The organism is Neorhizobium sp. BT27B, from assembly GCF_050455485.1.
Classification (GTDB): Bacteria; Pseudomonadota; Alphaproteobacteria; order Rhizobiales; family Rhizobiaceae; genus Neorhizobium.
Map to the genome: position 1 here is coordinate 270599 of NZ_JBCIYT010000003.1, position 19194 is coordinate 289792.

Consider the following 19194-nt stretch of genomic DNA (forward strand, 5'->3'; position numbering starts at 1 on the left):
CGGGCTATTCGCCCGCTTCCCTGACCGGTGCCAGCGGCATCTGCGGCCGCAGATGCGCCGCGCCGCGATAACGAGCCTCATCCATCGTCTCCAGATCAAAACCGTCGCGCGTCGTGGCGTAGCCGTGTCCGCCCATGCGGCCGACCGCATCGAGAATGGCCGGATCGATATGCAGGCGCTCGTTGACCATGTCGGCGCGCAGATGGGCCGCGACGATTTCGCCGACGATGATTTCCCGCGAATTGCCGACATCGAGATAGGAATGCAGCCGGCATTCGAGGGCTGCCGGGGCCTCGGCAATGCTGGGGCAGGCTATTTTTGAGCCCGGCCGCAATGTCAGGCCGGCTTCGGCCACTTCATCCACTGTTTCATCAAAAGGCACGGCGGTGATGTTCATCGCATCCATCAGTGTGTGCGAAACGATGTTGACGGAAAATATGCCGGTGTCGCGGATGTTACGGCCGGTGTCCTTGGAAGCGCCGGTCTGACGATATTCCACGCCGAGCGCAACGATCGGCGGATCGGAGCTCAGGCAATTGAAGAAGCTGAACGGTGCCGCGTTGACGCGGCCGTCCGTGCCGATCGTGGTGACCCAGGCAATCGGGCGCGGCACGATGGTGCCGATCATGATCTTGTAGCGGTCGCGCGGCGACAGTTCCGCGAAGTCGAGCGTGATGGTTTCGGTCATGGCTGGTTCCCGTCGGCCGTATGGTCGGCCTGTCCTTGTTTCCCGCTCTCTTCGGCGGTGCAGCATGAGGCTACATGGCGGCAGGCGGGATGTGCAAGGTGGTTTCGTCGTCGTTTGATCCTGTTTTTCTTCTTAAGGTTGCTGTTGATATTTTATGCAACCTATGATTATTTGTTGTGCGCATACACAATCAATAACTGAAGCGGAGAGCACCTCATGGCCCAACCAATAACCAAAATCTATGTCGTCAATAATGCCGGCTTCGTCCTGAACTTCGAGATCCGTTGGAGTGATGGAAAGGGGCACTGGTTCACGGTTGACTGGAACAGCGGAAATTATCCGATCAATCAAACCAGGGAGACGCCCGACCTTGGGACGCTTGGTGTTCCCAACAATGCCCCAGTCAACGTCAAGGTCCATGCCGTCGCGGGCAAGGAAAATGATGGCGATGAATCGGTGACGTATGTTGCCGGGTCCACAGGCACGGCGACTTACACCGTGGCCGGAACGACGCTGCATTACAGCGTGCATCTCAACGATTGAACGGAACAGCACAGCACTGCATCGGCAATGGCAGCGCTATGTCTAATCATAAGAAAAGCCCGAAGCATCGCTGCTCCGGGCTTTTCTCATGCGGGTCTTGGGAGGACCGTATTATTCGGCGGGCTGCAATGCTGCAGGCGCCGGTTCGCCGGAGAGCTGGCCGGACATCGCCTTGTCGAGCATGTCCTTGTCCAGTTCGCCTTCCCAGCGGGCAACCACGATGGTGGCGACCGCGTTGCCGACGAGGTTGGTGAGTGCGCGGCATTCCGACATGAAACGGTCGATGCCGAGGATCAGTGCCATGCCGGCGACCGGGACCGACGGGACGACCGACAGCGTGGCAGCCAGCGTGATGAAGCCGGCGCCGGTGATGCCGGCGGCACCCTTTGACGACAACATCGCTACCAAGAGAAGCAGGATCTGGTCGGTCAGCGACAGGTCGATGCCGGTTGCCTGGGCGATGAACAGGGCTGCCAGCGTCATGTAGATGTTGGTGCCGTCGAGGTTGAAGGAATAACCGGTCGGGATGACCAGGCCGACGACCGAGCGCTTGCAGCCGGCGCGTTCCATCTTCTGCATCAGGTTGGGCAGGGCCGCTTCCGAAGAGGAGGTGCCGAGAACCAGCAGCAGCTCTTCCTTGATATAGCGGATCAGCGACAGGATGGAGAAGCCGTTATATTTGGCGACCGCACCCAGCACGACCAGCACGAAGAGCAGGGCCGTGATGTAAAAGGTTAGGATGAGGTAGGCGAGGTTGGCGACCGAACCGATGCCGTATTTGCCGATGGTGAACGCCATGGCGCCAAAAGCACCGATCGGGGCGGCCTTCATCAGAATGGCAACGAGGCGGAAGATCGGGGTGGTGAGCGCGGTCAGGAAGTCCAGAACCGGCTTGCCCTTTTCGCCGACCATGCCGAGCGAAATACCGAACAGGACCGAGAAGAACAGGACCTGCAGGATATCGCCCTGTGCAAACGCGCCGACAATGGTTTCCGGGATGATGTTCATCAGGAAGCCGGTGATCGTCGTTTCATGCGCCTTGGTGGCGTAAGATGCGACTGCCTTGCCGTCGAGCGAGGCCGGATCGATGTTCATGCCGGCGCCGGGCTGCAGCACGTTGCCGACGATCAGGCCGACGATGAGGGCGAGCGTCGAGAAGCAGAGGAAGTAGAGCATCGCCTTGCCGGCGACGCGACCGACCTTCTTCAGGTCGGACATGCCGGCAATGCCGGTGGCGACGGTGAGGAAGATGACGGGGGCGATGATCATCTTCACCAGACGGATGAAGGCGTCACCGAGAGGCTTCAGGCTGGCACCGAATTCCGGGTAAAAATGGCCGAGCAACATGCCGGCGATGATGGCGACGACGACCTGAAAATACAGGTGCCGATAGAATGGCAATGCCTCCGCCTTTCCGGCGGTGGGTGCTTGGATATCCATGATGTCCTCCAGTTGCCCCGCTCACGGTTCCTACCCGGGGCAGCAGTTGATAGAATGCAAGGACAGCAGCAAGGGGCGTGCCAGTTTTCGTTTCAATCGATTAAGTTATTGAAATGATAGTGATCAAATGGCGGTCTGTCAGTTTTTTATCTCGAATTTGTGCGGATATCCGCACTTTCTGTTGATGACTGTGCGAATTCATGCTCATTTGCGGCATGTCAAAACAAGTCCGCTTCGAGACCGAGACCATGTTGCGCCGACAGTTCCGCCGGGCATGGGCCATTTTTGCCGTTTCCGCTCTGTGTTTCGGTCTCGCGTTGGGGCTAGTCGTCGAGCATTACAGCAAGGTTTCGGCGCTGGCCGGTCTGGAGCGTCAGGGGCGCACCGAGGCGGACCTGAAGGTGGCGCTGCTGCGCGCCTCGCTGGAGCGGCCGCGGGCGCTGCCGCTGCTGCTGGCCGGTGACCGCGATGTGCGCGATGCTCTGACCGATCCGAACGGATCACGTTCGACGGAGCGGCGCGAGTTGCTGGATGCCAAGCTGGAAGATCTGGTGGTGCAGACCAACGCCTCGGTCATCTATGTGGTCGGGCTCGACGGTATTGCGATTGCTTCCAGCAACTGGCGCGAACCGACCAGCTTTGTCGGCAACGACTATGCGTTTCGCGCCTATTTTTCCGGGGCGATGAAGGATGGTTCCGCCGAACATTTTGCACTCGGCAGCGTCAGCAAGCGGCCGGGGCTTTATATATCACAGCGGGTGGGGCCGGTTGATGCGCCGCTCGGCGTGGTGGTCGCCAAGATGGAGTTCGACCAGCTGGAGGCTGAGTGGCGCAATTCCGGCCGGCCTTCCTACGTGGTTGATACCAACCATGTCGTGCTGGTTTCGAGCGTGCCGTCCTGGCGGTTCATGACGACGCAGCCGCTGCATCCGGAAGATCTCGGCGCTATCAGGGAAAGCCTGCAATTCGGCGATGCGCCGCTTCTGCCTTTGCCATTCTCGCGCGAAAAGATGGTGGGCGACGCGGCCGCGACCATGTGGGCAGTGATGCCGGGCGAGGCGGGCCCGCAGGACTTTTTGCGCATCACTGCGGCAATCGCCTCGACGCCGTGGCGGTTTGAATACCTGATGCCGATCCGGCTGCCGCTTGCCGACGCCATGCGCGAGGCGCGGCTGACGGCGCTTCTGGGCTGGGTCGCGCTGGTGGCGCTGGCGGGGCTGCTGTTGCGGCGCCGTCAGGTGACGGTGATGACGATTGCCCGTGAACAGCGGGCGCGCGAGGAGCTGGAAGAGCGGGTGGCGGCGCGCACCATCGATCTCAGTCTGGCGCGCGACCGGCTGCAGGCAGAGATCACCGACCACGAGGCGACCGATCGCAAATTGCAGGCGGTGCAACAGGATCTGGTGCAAGCCAACCGGCTGGCGATCCTGGGGCAGGTGGCGGCTGGCGTGGCGCATGAAATCAACCAGCCAGTGGCGACCATCCGCGCCTATGCGGACAATTCCAAGGTTTTTCTAGCGCGTGGGAAAACTGAAAATGCGGTGGAAAATCTTGGCCTGATTGCAGCGCTGACGGAGCGGATCGGTGCGATTACCGAAGACTTGAAGGCGCTTTCTCGAAAAGGGCGCTCGGAAGCGGTTCCGGTTCTGCTGCAGGACGTTTTTGATGGTGCGCTGATGCTGGTGCGCAGTCGTTTTACCGGGCGACTGGATACGTTGACGATCTTTCCGCCGCCGCAAGGTCTTGCAGTGATGGGCAGCCGGCTGCGGCTGGAGCAGGTTTTTATCAATCTCATCCTCAATGCGCTTGAAGCAGTTGAAGGGCAGGGTGACGCCCATATCACTGTGACCACCGAAGTCGCGGGTGAGCGTGTGGCGATCCGCGTCTCCGACAATGGGCCGGGTGTGCCGGAAAAAATTCTGGCGGCGATGTTCGAGCCGTTCAATTCTTCCAAGGATCGCGGTCTGGGGCTCGGGCTGGTGATCTCCAAGGATATCGTTTCCGATTATGGCGGCCGCATCGAGGTGGAAAGCGCGCCGGGCCATACCTGTTTCACCGTGTTTCTGGCGCGAGCGGTGGTGGACGATTTGATTGAAGAGGAAAAACCATGAGCAGGACGGAGAAGGTTTTCCTTATCGATGATGACGCCGATCTGTTGCGCGCCACCGCACAGACGCTTGAGCTGGCGGGTTTCGAGGCGGCGCTGTTTACCTCCGCTGCCGACGCGCTGTCGCGGCTTGATGCCGGGTTCGAAGGTGTCATCGTTTCGGATATCCGCATGCCGGGATTGGATGGTCTGGAACTCTTTGAGCGCGTGCGGGATATGGATGCGGAACTGCCGGTGATCCTGATGACCGGGCACGGTGATATCCCGATGGCGGTGAAGGCCATTCAGGACGGGGTCTATGATTTTATCGCCAAACCGTTTGCCACCGATCGGTTGATACAATGTATTCGCCGGGCTGCTGAAAAACGCCGGCTGACGATGGAGAATCGCCATCTGCGACAGGTGGCGGCGGAAGGTGGGGCGGGGCCGCAGCTGCTGGGCCAGACGCCCGTCATGGTGCGGCTGCGCCAGACGCTGAAGCAGATCGCCGATACCGATGTTGACGTGCTGGTGACGGGAGAAACCGGCAGCGGCAAGGAAGTGGTCGCCAGCCTGCTGCATCAATGGGGCAGGCGTGCGCAGGGGCATTTTGTGGCGCTGAACTGCGGCGCCTTGCCGGAACAGATCATCGAGAGCGAGCTTTTTGGCCACGAGCCGGGTGCCTTTACCGGGGCGCAGAAGAAGCGCGTCGGACGCATCGAGCATGCCGATGGCGGCACGCTGTTCCTCGACGAGATCGAGAGCATGCCGATGTCGACGCAGGTGCGCATGCTGCGTGTGCTGGAAATGCGCGAGGTGGCGCCACTCGGCACCAACGATATAAGGCCGGTCGATCTGCGCGTGGTGGCGGCGGCCAAGGTGGATCTCGGTGATCCGGGGCAGCGGGCGAGCTTTCGCGAGGATCTTTATTACCGGCTGAACGTGGTGTCCTTGTCTATCCCGCCGCTGCGGGAGCGGCGTGAGGATATCGTCCTGCTGTTTCACTATTTTGCCGAGAAAGCGGCGCGGCGCTTTTCGCGCGATGTGCCGGCCATGTCCGACGCCGTCACGCGCTATCTTGCCGATCACCATTGGCCGGGCAATGTGCGCGAGCTTTCGCATTTTGCCGAACGCATCACGCTGGGGCTGGAGCCGGTACCGCTCTCGGGCGGTGCCAGTTCGGAGAGGGGAGGGGGCACAATTATGTCCTTGCCCGAACGGGTCGACGCGCACGAGGCGGAGATCATCCGCGACACGCTGACCTCTTTCGGCGGCAATGTGCAGCAGACGATTGCGGCCCTGAAGATCCCGCGAAAGACGTTTTACGACAAGCTGCAGCGCTATGGCATCGTGCGCTCCGACTACGCCGAGCGCTGAGGGCGGCGTTTACCTGACCGAGTTTCGTAAAATGATTTTTTGACCTGTTTTGTGTCAACGAAATCAGATGCATGCGTGACGAATAGGGTAGATTTCCTCATGCTTTGAGGGGTGCCGGGATGGCACGACGAGGGGTGTCCGAAAGGACCTGTTAACCTTTATTTTCTATCTCTTATCCGTTCGTGCCCCTCCTGTCCTTCGTTCGGTGCCCATGCAGTTTTCTCGTACAAATCCATCCCAGAAAAACGAAAAAGACATCGCCGAGGACGGCGGATCGCAGCCCGTGGAAACCGCAACGTCCTTGGCGGAGCGGGAGGCGGTCTATGCGGCAGCCCAGGCGCGCAAAGATCTTCTGGCCCGCATGCAGGCGCCGGTTCAGCTCTCCGCACAGGCGCGGCAGGCCGCTGCTGCTGCAGCGACGGCTTCTGCCGATGCCGCACGCGCCAAGGAGGATGAGGCCTGGCAGCAGGCGTTTCGTCTGGCGCCGAATGTGCGGTTTACCCGTACCCCGGAAACGGCTCTGTCGCTGCGCCATGCCGATGCGCATGAGCCGGCGGCGGCCGTGATGCCGGATGCCTATGCCCAGCTTTCGATCGAAGGTGCAGGCGAACACGCTGCCCGCAAGGTCGCTGCCGCTCCGGTCGTGGACGGCGAAGCTGAACGGCTGGCTGCCGAGGTGGCCGCAAAGGCTGCCGCGGCGGAAGCGTTTCGCAATTCTCTGCCCAGAACGGGTTCACCGCTGATCGTGCCGCGGCGTGTGCCCGCGGTCTCCGGTCCCGTTGCTGCGGCTGTCACGACGCCGGTGCCGATGACGCCGATCAGTGGTCCCGTTTCCCAGATCCCTGCGTCCCAGCAGGTCCCGGCTCAGGGTCCGGCGCAGGCCGATGTGCAGCAGATGGTCGCCACCACTGCGCCCGTCGCCGCGCCCTCGATCCTGATGCCGGATGGTTTTGATGGATATGTCGCAGTAGCGCCGCAGACGCCTGCGATGCATCCGAAATTCTCGTCCAGCGGTTCGGTCGATACGATTGCCGGATTGCAGCAGCTGGCCGCCGCCATGCGTCGCGGCCTCGTGCAGAGCATGCCGACCCCGGCCGGTTCGCTGGTGGCAAACGATGTGGCGCCGATGGCTGTCGCGCCCGTTGCTGCCGTAACGGTACCGCAGGCTGAAGCTGCAACGGAACAGACGGCGGCGCCAGTTGCCGTTTCCGATTTCGCCTTCTGGGAAATGATGCCGTTCGATGTCGCCGAAATCCCGCCGATGTCGGATGCGTTGCATGGCCACCAGATCGCCACGCCGGTGGAAAAGCCGGTTGCTGCGGCACCGCTGCCGGTGATCGTGCAGACACCACAGCCGGCAAAGCCCGTGATGGCGCCGGAAATGCTGATGCTGCTGAACTCCAAGCGTTTTTATGCACCTGCGGGTTCGGTCGTTGCGCTCTACCACGAAGTGGCGACTGCCAGGCACGCCGAAGTTGCTGCCGAACTGCAGTCGCTGCCGCCGCTTCTGCAGGCGGCGATCGAAGGCCCGGTAAGCCATGCGACGCAGCCGACCGTGCAGGCCACACCTGCGCCAGCGATGCCCATGCCCGTGCCCGCCAACCAGCAGGCCGTGCCTGTGGCGCCGATTGTTGCCAATGCGCATCCGATGATGCGCGCCGGTGCTATGCAGGCCGCAGCCATGCTGCAGCCGATGGTTTCCGCCGTCGCAACGCCGGTGGCAACGCATTCGCCGCTCACCCGGACGACGGCTTTCGTGCAGCCGGCGCCGGTTGCCGCCGAACCGGTTGCCGCTCCCGCCGTGACGGCCTTCAGCGCGGCACCTGCTTTCGGTGGACCTTCGTTTGGCGGCCCTTCCTTCGGTGCGCATGCTTTTGGCGGTTCTGCTTTTGGCGGTTCTGCTTTCGGTGTGCCGGCTTATGCGGCGCCGATCATTCCGGCTGCCGAGCCGACGCCTGCTGCCCCGGTGGTGGAGACGGTGACCGAGGTTGCCGCAGTCCAGGCTGCGGTTGAAACGGCTCAGGCGGCTGTTGCTGCACCGGTTCCGACGCCGAGCAATGTGACCATCACCGTTCCGGCCGCCACGCCGGCCCGTGCGCAGACCGTGCGTCCGAGCCTTGCCGAATACGAGTTTCCGCCGATCAGCCTGTTGCAGGAACCGCGCGGCGAGCGTGGTCAGGCCATGCAGCCCGACGCGCTGCAGCAGAGCGCCGGCCTTCTCGAAAGCATTCTCGAAGATTTTGGCGTCAAGGGCGAGATCATCGACGTGCGTCCCGGTCCGGTCGTCACGCTTTATGAATTCGAACCGGCACCGGGTGTGAAGTCTTCCCGCGTCATCGGCCTCGCAGACGATATCGCCCGTTCGATGTCGGCACTGTCTGCTCGCGTCGCCGTCGTGCCCGGCCGCAATGTCATCGGTATCGAACTGCCGAATGCCGTGCGCGAAACCGTGTTCTTCCGCGAACTGATCGAGTGCGAGGATTACTGGGAAACCAAACATCGCCTCGCGCTTTGCCTCGGCAAGACGATCGGTGGCGAGCCGGTCATCGCCGAACTCGCAAAGATGCCGCATCTGCTGGTGGCCGGCACGACCGGTTCGGGCAAGTCCGTTGCCATCAACACGATGATCCTGTCGCTTCTCTACCGGCTGCGCCCGGAAGAATGCCGCCTGATCATGATCGATCCCAAAATGCTGGAACTGTCGGTTTATGACGGCATCCCGCACCTGCTGACGCCGGTCGTCACAGACCCCAAGAAGGCAGTTCTCGCGCTGAAATGGGCTGTGCGCGAGATGGAAGACCGTTATCGCAAGATGTCGCGTCTCGCCGTTCGCAATATCGACGGTTACAACCAGCGCGCCGCTGCGGCGCGTGAGGCCGGCGAGGTGATCAAGGTCAACGTGCAGGTCGGGTTCGACCGCCACAATGGCGAGATCGTCTACGAGGAACAGGAGATGGACCTCGCGCCGATGCCTTATATCGTTGTCATCATCGACGAGATGGCCGACCTGATGATGGTGGCTGGCAAGGAAATCGAAGGTGCCGTTCAGCGTCTGGCGCAGATGGCGCGTGCCGCCGGTATCCATGTGATCATGGCGACGCAGCGTCCCTCGGTCGATGTCATTACCGGCACGATCAAGGCAAACTTCCCGACGCGCATCTCCTTCCAGGTGACGTCGAAGATCGACAGCCGCACCATTCTGGGCGAACAGGGCGCGGAAAACCTGCTCGGCCAGGGCGACATGCTGCATATGGCCGGCGGTGGACGCATTTCGCGTGTGCATGGTCCGTTCGTCTCGGATGCCGAGGTCGAACATGTGGTCAAGCACCTGAAGCTTCAGGGCCGTCCGGAATATCTCGGCACCGTGACCGAGGACGAGGAAGAGGGCGGCGCCGACGAGGCGACTGACGAAGCCGTGTTCGACAAAGGTGCCATGGGTGCCGAGGACGGCGGCGACGATCTTTACGAAAAGGCCGTCAAGGTCGTTCTGAAGGATCGCAAATGCTCGACCTCCTATATCCAGCGCCGTCTGTCGGTGGGGTATAACCGCGCCGCGTCGCTGGTGGAACGCATGGAACAGGAAGGTCTGGTTGGCCCGGCCAACCATGTCGGCAAACGCGAGATCATCGGTGATGGTCGCGGGCCGCAGGGTTCCGGTCTGGACGACTGAGGTTTTTACCTCGGATGTGAATGATGGGAGAGGGTCCGCTTGCGGGCCCTTTTTCGTGTGCAGCTTGGCGGGCGCGATCCAAAACTTGACGGCCATCCTCGCCTTTCAATAGAACAGTGCGGCTGCGATCTCTGTTTCGCGGGGTGTCCTGGAGGATGTTTTCTTGAGAAATTCCGTTGCCCTTCTCGCCGGTGCCAGCGCGCTGGCGGTTTCCGTTTTTGCTCCGCCGGCCCATGCCCAGGTGGCCGATGCGATCACCATCTACAATGCACAGCACGAGGGGCTGACGAAGGAATGGGCGGAGGCGTTCAAGGAGGATACCGGCATTGTCGTGACCATCCGCAACGGCTCCGACATGGAATTCGCCAACCAGATCGTGCAGGAGGGGGAAAACTCTCCGGCAGACGTTTTTCTGACCGAAAACTCGCCGGCCATGGCGCTGGTGGATGGCAAAGGCCTTTTCGAGCCTGTTGCCGCCGATACGCTGGCGCAGGTGCCCGAACAATTCAGGCCGTCTAACGGTCACTGGATCGGGGTGGCGGCGCGCTCGACCGTGTTTGCCTATGACAAGACGAAACTTTCCGCAGACAAGCTGCCGAAATCCATGCTCGACCTCGCCACGCCGGAATGGAAGGGGCGCTGGGCGGCCTCACCTTCGGGGGCCGATTTTCAGGCGATTGTCGGTGCCTTGTTGCAGTTGAAGGGCAGGGACACGACGGAAAACTGGCTGGAGGGCATGCAGGCCAATTACACCGCCTACAAGGGTAATTCGATCGCCATGAAGGCAGTCAATGCCGGGGAGGTGGAGGGCGCGCTGATCTACCACTATTATTATTTTGGCGATCAGGCCAAGACCGGCGAGAACAGCAACAATGTCGGCCTGCATTATTTCAAGGGGCAGGATCCGGGCGCCTTCGTTTCGATTTCCGGCGGCGGCATTTTGAAATCCTCCAAACACAAGGAGCAGGCGCAGGCCTTTCTGGAATGGCTGACCGGTGAAGGTGGCCAGCGGGTTTTGCGCGATGGCACATTCTTCGAATATGCGGTGGGCAAGGGCCAAGCCTCCAACAAGGCGCTGGTGCCGCTGGCCGAGCTCGACGCGCCAAAAGTGGAGCCATCGACGCTCAACAATGCGCAAGTGACCGACCTGATGACCGAGGCGGGGATTTTTTGAGGCGCGACAGCCGTTTTTCCCTCCCGCCCTTTTCAGGCTGGCCATGACGTCATCCGTTTCAGATATCGCAGTCCCTCTGGCTCGACACAGGCATCGCCTCGGTGCGTCGTCATGGACGTTTTTGATCGCCGTCGTGGTGGCGCTGCTGGCGCTTGTGCCGCTCGGTTTCGTGATCTGGGCGACCATCGCGACCGGCCCGGAGATGGCCTATAAGCTGATCGCGCGGCCGCGTGTCGGCGCGCTACTCACCAACACCGTGCTTCTCGTGTCGATAACCGTGCCGATCTGTGCCGTGCTGGCGGTGGCGCTTGCTTTTCTGACCGAGCGAACCGACATGCCGGGCAGGCGGCTGTGGGCGTGGCTGTGCATCACGCCGCTCGCCGTGCCGGCCTTCGTGCATTCCTATGCCTGGATCGGGCTGTGGCCGGGCCTGCATGGCCTGCCCGCCGGCGTGGCGATTTCCGTCACCGCCTATTTCCCTCTTCTCTACCTGCCCGTTGCCGCAGCGCTTCGCCTGCTCGATCCGGCGCTGGAGGATCAGGCGTCATCACTGGGGCTTTCGCCACTTGGCGTGTTTCGTCGGGTGGTTTTGCCGCAATTGCGGCTTTCGCTGTGCGGCGGCGCGCTGCTGGTGGGTCTGCATCTACTGGCCGAATACGGGTTGTTTGCGATGATCCGCTTCGACACGTTTACGACGGCGATCGTTGAGCAGTTCCAGTCGACCTATAACGGTGTCGCCGCGCATATGCTGGCACTGGTGCTCGTTCTGTGCTGTTTTGCGCTGATCGGGTTCGAAGCTATTTTGCGTGGACGCAGCCGTTATGCCCGGCTGGGCTCCGGCGTGGCGCGGGTGGCGGGCGTGGTGCGGCTGGGACGCTGGCGTTATGCGGTGATGGCTCTGCCGGCGCTGACCGCGGCCTTTGCGCTCGGCATTCCGGCCTATACGCTCTCACGCTGGCTGATTGCCGGCGGCGCAACAATCTGGCGGATGGACGAGATCGGGCTGGCGCTTTTGCAGACGCTGACGATCTGCGTGATCGGCGGGTTTTTCACGGTGCTGGCGGCGTTGCCCATCGCCTGGCTTTCGGTACGCCGGCCGGTCAGATCCAGCCGGCTGGTGGAGAGCTGTTATTATCTGGCGAGTGCGATGCCGGGCGTCGTGGTGGCCTTGGCGCTGGTAACCGTGACGGTGCGGGTGGCGCTGCCGCTTTACCAGACCGTTGCGACGATCACGCTCGCCTATGTCATCATGTTCCTGCCGCGCGCGCTGGTGAGCCTTAGAACCAGCATCGCGCAGGTGCCGGTGGAGCTGGAACAGGCAGCCGCCAGCCTCGGGCGCTCACCGGCGCGGGCGCTGATGGCGACCACGGTGCGACTGGCGGCGCCGGGGGCTGCGGCCGGCATGGCGCTCACCTCGCTCGGTATCCTCAACGAGTTGACGGCAACACAGATGCTGGCACCGAACGGCACGCGCACGCTCGCCATGGCCTTCTGGGCGCTGTCGAGCGAGATCGATTATGCCGGTGCCGCGCCTTATGCGTTGCTGATGGTGGTGTTTTCACTGCCGATGACATGGCTTCTCCATCATCAATCCAGAAAGATCGCAGGCCGATGACATTTTTGCAGGTACGGGGTCTGCGCAGGCATTTTGGCAGCGTTGCGGCGCTCGATGGGGTCGATCTGACGGTGGCCGCCGGCAGCCGCACGGCGATCGTCGGGCCGTCCGGCTGCGGCAAGACCACGCTTCTGCGGATGATCGCCGGTTTCGATGTGCCCGATGGTGGTTCGATCACAGTGGATGGCGTGCTTCTTGCGGATGAACAGATGCAAGTGCCGGCGCATAAACGCGGCATCGGGCTGGTGGCGCAGGATGGCAGCCTGTTTCCGCATCTGACGGTGTCCGACAATATCGGTTTCGGGCTGGAGAAGAATTTTGCCGGCCGCGACGCCCTGATCGATGAACTGATCGACATGGTGGGGCTGGAGCGCTCGATGCTGTCGCGCAAGCCGGAACAGCTTTCCGGCGGCCAGCAGCAGCGCGTCGCGCTGGCGCGGGCGCTTGCCCGCAAACCGCGGTTGATGCTGCTGGACGAGCCGTTTTCCGCGCTCGACACGGGTTTGCGCGCGCAAACGCGGCGGGCGGTGACGGAGGTGCTGGCGGCAGCCGGCATCACCACCATTCTCGTCACCCATGATCAGGCAGAAGCCTTGGCCTTCGCCGATCAGGTGGCGGTGATGCGCGGCGGAAAGTTTGCGCAGGTGGGCAGCCCACGCGACATCTATGCACGGCCGGTGGATACGGCCACGGCGCGGTTTTTAGGGGAGGCGATCGTGCTTCCGGCGGAGATTTCCGATGGTTTCGCGGAGTGTGCGCTGGGCCGTGTGGCGGTCGATGGCGGTGCGAGGTCGGGCACAGCGGAAATCATGGTGCGGCCGGAGCAGATCGAGGTTCTGCCGTTCCATGAGGGGGCCGAGGGCGTTGCAGGGATTGCTTCGCAGATCGATTTCTGTGGGCCGAGTTATGATGTGACGATCACCACCGAAGGACCGCAGCCGTTTGTGATGCGGTTGAGCCTGCCGAGCCGGAATATTTTAGGCGAGGGGGATCGGCTGCGGCTGCGTGTGGCGGGGAAGGTGCATGTGTTCGGGGGGTGAGGCCGCGGCGGCTGGTCGTCAACTGCCGCTGGTCCCGATGCAAATACACATTGAGCGCATCGCGGTTCCTGCTGATCGTTTCCGAGCGTCGAAATCCGCGATGCCTTTGCCGCTGAAAATCAGGGCGTCATCAATACACGGCCGATACGGCCGCGTTCTTCCGCGCGACGATGTGCCTTTGCGGCTTCCGTAAGCGGGAAAGTGGCGTCGATCGGAATTTTCAGATCGCCGGATTTTGCCATTTCGAACAATTCGGTGATCAGCCTGCGTGGTTCCTCATCGCCCATTTCCGGGCCGAGAAGGCAACCGATGACCGTCTTTCGATGCTTCAGAAGGTCGCCGGCATCGATCATCGTGTTGCGGCCGCCGAATACGCCGATCAACACGGCATTGCCGCCATCCTTCAAAACGCCGAGCGCATCGACCAGGGCGTCGCCGCCGATCGTATCGATGATGACATGGACCTCATTGCCGCCGAGCAGGGTTCGGATCTGCTCGCTGGCTGTCTTTTCGCCGACGACTATTGCGTCGTTCAGGCCGTATTCGCGAATGCGTGCCAGCGATTCCGGCCGGGTGCCGGTGCCGATGACACGGGCGCCGAGCCCGGCGGCTAGCTGAACGGTCGCAAGACCGACGCCACCGGCAGCACCAAGGACAAGAACCGTCTGACCGGGTTTGGCCTTCGCCAGATGCAGCGCCCAGGCAGCGGTACCGGGACCGACCGGAATGGTCGAAGCGACGCCAATGTCGAGACCATCCGGAATGGCAAATGTGTTACGGGCCGGGGCTGCCCGCAGTGCGGCATGCGACCCTTTCCAATGGAAGGTCGTGACCTTCTGGCCGATGGCAAAGTTGGTGACGTTCTTTCCGAGCCCGACGATTTCACCGGCGGCGGCATAACCCGGCACTTCGTTTTTCCCCGGCGTCAGATCGCGCCGGCCGGCCAGATCACCACCTTCGATGCTGATCGCCTCGACCCTGATGAGAACCTCGTCATCGGCCGGGACCGGATCGGCAATGTCTTCGTAGTGCAACACATCGGGGGGGCCGGGTTCGTGATAAATTACCGCTTTCATGAAGTCATGTCTCCTGTCGTATGGGATGCTCGACGGAGAGCCGGATGCTGCAGACCCGGCGCTGGCCGTCCTGCATCCATATAGCCACGCGGTGGAGTCACTTTTAGACGTGACGGGAGCGAAGGCGCAATAAACGAAGCGGAATGCTGTTTCGTGACCTGCCCGGAAGACCCCTGTGCGTTCAGGGGGAAGCGGGTTTTGCGCTTTCGCAATGACGGCCGCGCGCGAAATGCGCGCGGCTGGTCACGGGAAATTGCCCCTTGTCCGTTCCAGCATCACACCCTCGCCCCACTCGCCTTGTCAAACAGATGCGCCTTGCCGGCATCGACCGTAACACCGATATCGTCGCCGAAGCGGATGTCGAGGCGTTCGCGGAACAGGCAGGAGATCTGCTCGTCGTGGCTCAGCACGCGGGCAAAGATTTCCGAGCCGGTGCCTTCGACGATATCGACGCGGCCGGCAATGCCGTTTGCATCGGCGCGGATATGTTCCGGGCGGATGCCGTAGACCAGCTTGCGGCCGCCGAGTTTGGCGGTGTCAGCGCCGGGCGGCAGTGGCAGGACGAGGCCCTTGTCGCTGCGGAACACGCCTTCCTCGATCTTGCCATCGATGAAGTTCATGGCCGGCGAGCCGATGAAGCCGGCGACAAAGAGGTTGGCGGGGCGGTCGTAGAGGTCGAGTGGCGCGCCGACCTGTTCGATACGGCCATCCTGCAGCACGACGATCTTGTCGGCCATGGTCATCGCCTCGATCTGGTCGTGGGTTACGTAGATGATCGTCGTGCCGATACGCTGATGCAGTGCCTTGATTTCGGCGCGCATCTGCACGCGCAGTTTGGCGTCGAGGTTGGAGAGCGGTTCGTCGAACAGAAACACCTGCGGATCGCGCACCAGCGCGCGGCCCATGGCGACGCGCTGGCGCTGGCCGCCGGAAAGCTGACGGGGGTAACGGTCGAGCAGTTTTTCGAGGCCGAGAATGGCGGCGGCGCTTTCCACCTTGCGGCGGGTCTCGGTGGCATCGGCCTTCTTGAGTTTCAAGGCGAAGGCCATGTTGTCGGCCACCGTCATGTGCGGATAGAGCGCATAGTTCTGAAACACCATGGCGATGTCGCGGTCGCGGGCCGGCAGGTGCGAGACCTCGCGCGGGCCGATGCGGATGGCACCACCCGAGATTTCCTCAAGACCGGCGACCATACGCAGCAGCGTGGATTTTCCGCAGCCGGATGGGCCAACGAGGACGACGAATTCGCCATCGGCAATATCGACGCTAAGACCGTTGATGACTTCGACGGCGCCAAAACGCTTTTCGATGTTCTGGATGTTGACTGTAGCCATGGGTGAAAATCCTCCCGATTTCCAATTGAGTTTTCAGCCGCCCTTGACCGCGCCGGCGGTGAGGCCCGCGACGATCTGTTTCTGTGCGAACATGGTCAGCACCAGAACCGGCAGGGTGACGATCAATGCGGCGGCGGCGAGCGGCCCCCAGCTGACCTGTTCGAAGGACAGCATGTTGTAGACGGCGACCGGTAGCGTGCGGGTCTCGCGGCTGGCGAGCACGATGCCGAAGACAAAATTGTTCCACGAGAAGATCACCGCCAGGATGAAGGCGACGACGATGCCGGGTTTGGCGATCGGCAGCGCCACGAGGCGAAAAACCTGCCAAGAGGTGGCGCCGTCTATGCTGGCGGCTTCTTCCAGTTCCTTTGGTGTCGTCTCGAAATAACCTATCATGATCCACACGACGATCGGCACGGTGACGACGAGATGGATGATGATCTGCGGCAGCAGCGTCCCGAGCAGGTTCATCCATTGGAACAGCAGGAATAGCGGAATGAGGAAGGATAGGCCGGGCGTCATGCGGGCGATCATGATGACCATCGCGGCGCGCTCCGCCTTCAGCCGCGCGATGCCGTAGCCGGCCGGCACACCGATGATCAACGCGAGCAGCGTGGCGGCTCCGGTGACGAGGACCGAATTCCAGAAATAGAGAAGAAAGTTGTTCTCCTCGAAGACCTTTGCGTAATTCGACCAGGCGACGCGTTCGGGGATCAGGATTGGCGGATAGGCGCCGTTGTCGATCTCGAATTTCAGCGATAGCGAGATCATCCAGATGAAGAACAGGATGACAGGCGAGATCATGATGAAAGCGGCGAAGAACAGGCCGATACGGTTCCATACACGATAGGTCATCAGCGGTCCTCCATGTCGGACCAGTTGGTGCGGGCGCGAACCATCATCAGCACGAAGGACAGCGCCACGATGACGACGAAGAACACGACGGCCATGGCCGATCCGTAACCGATGTCGTAATAGGCAAAGGCGGTGTTGTAGAGGTAGATGTTGATGGTTTCCGACGCCGTGCCGGGCCCCCCTTGCGTCATCGCGTAGATGATGTCGAAGCTTTTGACCGCATCGATGGAGCGAATGATGACGGCGATCATCAGGAAGGGCGCGATCATCGGCAGTGTCAGGTACCGAAACTTCTGCCAGGCATTGGCGCCGTCGATTTCGGCACTTTCGTAAGGTTCGCGTGGAACCGCGGCGAGACCGCCGAGCACGATCAGCATGATCAGCGGTGTCCATTGCCAGGTCTCGACCAGAACCAGAGACGGGATGACCGTCGACTGGTTATAGATCCATTCCTGCGCGCCGATGCCGACCAGCGACAGAAGATAGTTGAGAACGCCGAGCTGCGGGTGGAACATCATCGTCCAGACCAGCGCGATGGCGACCGGGGTCGCCATCATCGGCATGACGAACACGCCGCGCAAAAAACCGCGCAGCGGGAACTGGCCGTCGAAAACGAGGGCGGCAAGCGTTCCGAGAAACAGCGGCGCCACGACCGATAGAACGGTGTAGATCGCCGTATGCCACATGCTTTCCCAGAACCGCATGTCGCCCGCGAGCCGGACATAGTTGTCCAGCCCGATGAAGGTCTGCTCCTGTCCCAAGGTCCAGGAATTGACGCTCATCCAGAGGGTGAACACCCAGGGAAAAACGATGACTGCGCCGATGACCACCAGGGCCGGGACGACGAAGGGCCAGTAATTGGGGGCAAGCCTTGGCGGCTTCACCCCTTTTTCTGTCACGGCGTCTGCCGCGGTCGTATCAACGGTCACGGAAGCCATTATCCCTCGCTGCGTGCCAGAACCGGTGCGAACTGTTCGCCGGCCTTTTTCAGCTCGGCTGCCGGATCTGCGCCGCCGATCATGTTGGTGAGCGCCACGCCATAGATGTCGCGGAACTCGGTGACGGGGATGATGACCGGCAGCGCCAGCTGCGAAACCTTGCCGGAGGCAACCACGGCATCCACCCATTCTCCCGGCATGGTGACGCCTTCGCGCACCTTGGCGTCGTCGAGGATCGACTGACGATACGGCACGCCGGCGCCGGCCTGCAGCAGATGCGCCCCCATTTCATGGGAGATCGCCCATTGGCAGAAGAGGTAGGCGGCTTCCTTCTTGGTGCTGGCGGCGGTGACGCCGAGGCCATCGCCGAACGTGCCGGCGGCCTGCGCTGCCGGACCCTTCGGGATGACGCTGTAGCCGGTCTTGCCGACGACGCGGGATTTTTCCGGGTTTTCGATCGGCGGGGCAAAACCGACGCCATCGAACCACATGCCGACCTTGCCCTGCAGGAAGGCGGATTGTGCCTCGGCCCAGTTGAAGCCGGAGACACCGACCGGGGCGGCCTTGGTCATCAGCGTCTGGTACATTTTTGCGGCTTCGACGGCTTCCTTGCTATCGCTGGCGATCTTGCCATCGACGATCGGGGTCGCACCGTAACCCAGCATCAGCGAGGTCCAGACCGGCGTGTTGGCATTTTTTAGCCCACGCGCGACGAAACCGAACGTATTGGTGGATTTGTCCGTCAGTGCTTCCGCCGTGGAAACAAGTTCCTCGAAACTCTGCGGATATTTCAGGCCCTTGGCGTCGAACAGTTCCTTGTTCCAGTAGACGATCCAGTAATCGACGGAGAAGGGCAGGGAGCGCAAAGTGCCATCGGCATCCTTGGCGAATTTCAGCCCGGCTTCGGCAAAGTCGCCCTCGACCATGGATGGGTCGGTGAGGCTCGGATCCTTGAAGAAACCGGAAAGGTCGGCCAGCCATTTGCCCTTTTCATACTGGCGTTTCTGCACATGGTAGCTCAGGTGCACGACGTCGAAGCTGGGGCGGCCGGATGACAGTTCGATCGTGGTCTTCTGGCGCTGCTGCTGTTCGGGCGTGGCTTCGGCGTTGACCTTGATGCCGGTCAGCGCCTCGAAATCCTTCAGGTATTTCAAGAGAATTTCGCCGCGCGGGCTTTTGACGAGGTTCACTTCCAGCGTTGTGCCGGCAAAGCGTTTCCAGTCGACTGCGGCAGATGCCGGGCGGGCGCCGACAAGGCCTGCGGCACTAAGCGCTGCGGAACCTGCCAGAAAATTGCGGCGGGTCGGGGTCCAGAGTGATGATGTCATGATGTCCTCCTCCAAGGTTTACCGGGATCT

General features: G+C 61.8%; 14 protein-coding genes. 7 read left to right on the forward strand and 7 right to left on the reverse strand.

Features of this window, described 5'->3' with window-relative positions:
- Positions 1-4 precede the first annotated feature (4 nt).
- Entirely contained in the window at positions 5-688 is a 684-nt protein-coding gene (locus AAIH70_RS10035) for a flavin reductase family protein (RefSeq protein ID WP_132272103.1), read from the reverse strand.
- A 216-nt stretch (positions 689-904) separates the two neighbouring features.
- On the opposite strand from AAIH70_RS10035, the gene AAIH70_RS10040 reads away from it, so the two are divergent.
- Entirely contained in the window at positions 905-1231 is a 327-nt protein-coding gene (locus AAIH70_RS10040; protein WP_430033957.1) for a hypothetical protein, read from the forward strand.
- Between the two features lie 111 nt (positions 1232-1342).
- On the opposite strand, the gene AAIH70_RS10045 is transcribed toward AAIH70_RS10040, so the two are convergent.
- Positions 1343-2671: a dicarboxylate/amino acid:cation symporter gene (locus AAIH70_RS10045; RefSeq protein WP_430033959.1), complete on the reverse strand. Its 1329-nt coding sequence runs from the start codon at positions 2669-2671 to the stop codon at positions 1343-1345.
- A gap of 215 nt (positions 2672-2886) precedes the next feature.
- On the opposite strand from AAIH70_RS10045, the gene AAIH70_RS10050 reads away from it, so the two are divergent.
- The 6 genes from AAIH70_RS10050 (at position 2887) to AAIH70_RS10075 (ending at position 13633) form a co-directional block, all read left to right on the forward strand.
- A complete protein-coding gene (locus AAIH70_RS10050) occupies positions 2887-4782 on the forward strand; it encodes a sensor histidine kinase (protein WP_207908215.1) in 1896 nt (631 codons plus the stop codon).
- Entirely contained in the window at positions 4779-6134 is a 1356-nt protein-coding gene (locus tag AAIH70_RS10055; protein WP_132272107.1) for a sigma-54-dependent transcriptional regulator, read from the forward strand. The genes AAIH70_RS10050 and AAIH70_RS10055 overlap by 4 nt, the downstream gene beginning before the upstream one ends.
- 283 nt (positions 6135-6417) lie before the next feature.
- Positions 6418-9804, forward strand: coding sequence for a DNA translocase FtsK (locus AAIH70_RS10060; protein WP_348639707.1), 3387 nt, complete (start codon positions 6418-6420; stop codon positions 9802-9804).
- Positions 9805-9967: 163 nt separating this feature from the next.
- On the forward strand, positions 9968-10978 hold the full coding sequence (locus tag AAIH70_RS10065) for an iron ABC transporter substrate-binding protein (protein WP_132272108.1): 1011 nt from the start codon (positions 9968-9970) through the stop codon (positions 10976-10978).
- Between the two features lie 43 nt (positions 10979-11021).
- Positions 11022-12593 carry an ABC transporter permease gene (locus tag AAIH70_RS10070; RefSeq protein WP_132272109.1) on the forward strand — a complete coding sequence of 524 codons (1572 nt, stop codon included), beginning with the start codon at positions 11022-11024 and terminating at the stop codon, positions 12591-12593.
- A complete protein-coding gene (locus AAIH70_RS10075; RefSeq protein ID WP_430033962.1) occupies positions 12590-13633 on the forward strand; it encodes an ABC transporter ATP-binding protein in 1044 nt (347 codons plus the stop codon). Before AAIH70_RS10070 ends, AAIH70_RS10075 begins: the two co-directional genes overlap by 4 nt.
- A gap of 119 nt (positions 13634-13752) precedes the next feature.
- Here AAIH70_RS10075 and AAIH70_RS10080 read toward each other — a convergent pair whose 3' ends face one another.
- From AAIH70_RS10080 to AAIH70_RS10100, 5 genes are all read right to left on the reverse strand, one after another.
- The gene (locus AAIH70_RS10080; protein ID WP_132272111.1) at positions 13753-14709 is read right to left on the reverse strand and encodes a quinone oxidoreductase family protein; all 957 of its coding nucleotides are present in this window, start codon (positions 14707-14709) and stop codon (positions 13753-13755) included.
- Positions 14710-14984: 275 nt separating this feature from the next.
- Positions 14985-16043 carry an ABC transporter ATP-binding protein gene (locus tag AAIH70_RS10085; protein ID WP_132272112.1) on the reverse strand — a complete coding sequence of 353 codons (1059 nt, stop codon included), beginning with the start codon at positions 16041-16043 and terminating at the stop codon, positions 14985-14987.
- A gap of 33 nt (positions 16044-16076) precedes the next feature.
- Positions 16077-16898, reverse strand: a complete 822-nt coding sequence (locus AAIH70_RS10090) for a carbohydrate ABC transporter permease (RefSeq protein ID WP_132272113.1) — start codon at positions 16896-16898, stop codon at positions 16077-16079.
- Positions 16898-17836: a carbohydrate ABC transporter permease gene (locus tag AAIH70_RS10095; protein WP_132272114.1), complete on the reverse strand. Its 939-nt coding sequence runs from the start codon at positions 17834-17836 to the stop codon at positions 16898-16900. Before AAIH70_RS10095 ends, AAIH70_RS10090 begins: the two co-directional genes overlap by 1 nt.
- Entirely contained in the window at positions 17836-19164 is a 1329-nt protein-coding gene (locus tag AAIH70_RS10100) for an ABC transporter substrate-binding protein (RefSeq protein ID WP_132272115.1), read from the reverse strand. The genes AAIH70_RS10095 and AAIH70_RS10100 overlap by 1 nt, the downstream gene beginning before the upstream one ends.
- Positions 19165-19194 lie beyond the last annotated feature (30 nt).

Excerpts from the sequence above, each read along its gene's own strand:
- AAIH70_RS10035 (WP_132272103.1), bottom strand. The coding sequence starts at position 688 with ATGACCGAAACCATCACGCTCGACTTCGCGGAACTGTCGCCGCGCGAC.
- AAIH70_RS10040 (WP_430033957.1), top strand. The coding sequence starts at position 905 with ATGGCCCAACCAATAACCAAAATCTATGTCGTCAATAATGCCGGCTTC.
- AAIH70_RS10045 (WP_430033959.1), bottom strand. The coding sequence starts at position 2,671 with ATGGATATCCAAGCACCCACCGCCGGAAAGGCGGAGGCATTGCCATTC.
- AAIH70_RS10050 (WP_207908215.1), top strand. The coding sequence starts at position 2,887 with ATGTCAAAACAAGTCCGCTTCGAGACCGAGACCATGTTGCGCCGACAG.
- AAIH70_RS10055 (WP_132272107.1), top strand. The coding sequence starts at position 4,779 with ATGAGCAGGACGGAGAAGGTTTTCCTTATCGATGATGACGCCGATCTG.
- AAIH70_RS10070 (WP_132272109.1), top strand. The coding sequence starts at position 11,022 with ATGACGTCATCCGTTTCAGATATCGCAGTCCCTCTGGCTCGACACAGG.
- AAIH70_RS10075 (WP_430033962.1), top strand. The coding sequence starts at position 12,590 with ATGACATTTTTGCAGGTACGGGGTCTGCGCAGGCATTTTGGCAGCGTT.
- AAIH70_RS10080 (WP_132272111.1), bottom strand. The coding sequence starts at position 14,709 with ATGAAAGCGGTAATTTATCACGAACCCGGCCCCCCCGATGTGTTGCAC.
- AAIH70_RS10085 (WP_132272112.1), bottom strand. The coding sequence starts at position 16,043 with ATGGCTACAGTCAACATCCAGAACATCGAAAAGCGTTTTGGCGCCGTC.
- AAIH70_RS10090 (WP_132272113.1), bottom strand. The coding sequence starts at position 16,898 with ATGACCTATCGTGTATGGAACCGTATCGGCCTGTTCTTCGCCGCTTTC.
- AAIH70_RS10095 (WP_132272114.1), bottom strand. The coding sequence starts at position 17,836 with ATGGCTTCCGTGACCGTTGATACGACCGCGGCAGACGCCGTGACAGAA.
- AAIH70_RS10100 (WP_132272115.1), bottom strand. The coding sequence starts at position 19,164 with ATGACATCATCACTCTGGACCCCGACCCGCCGCAATTTTCTGGCAGGT.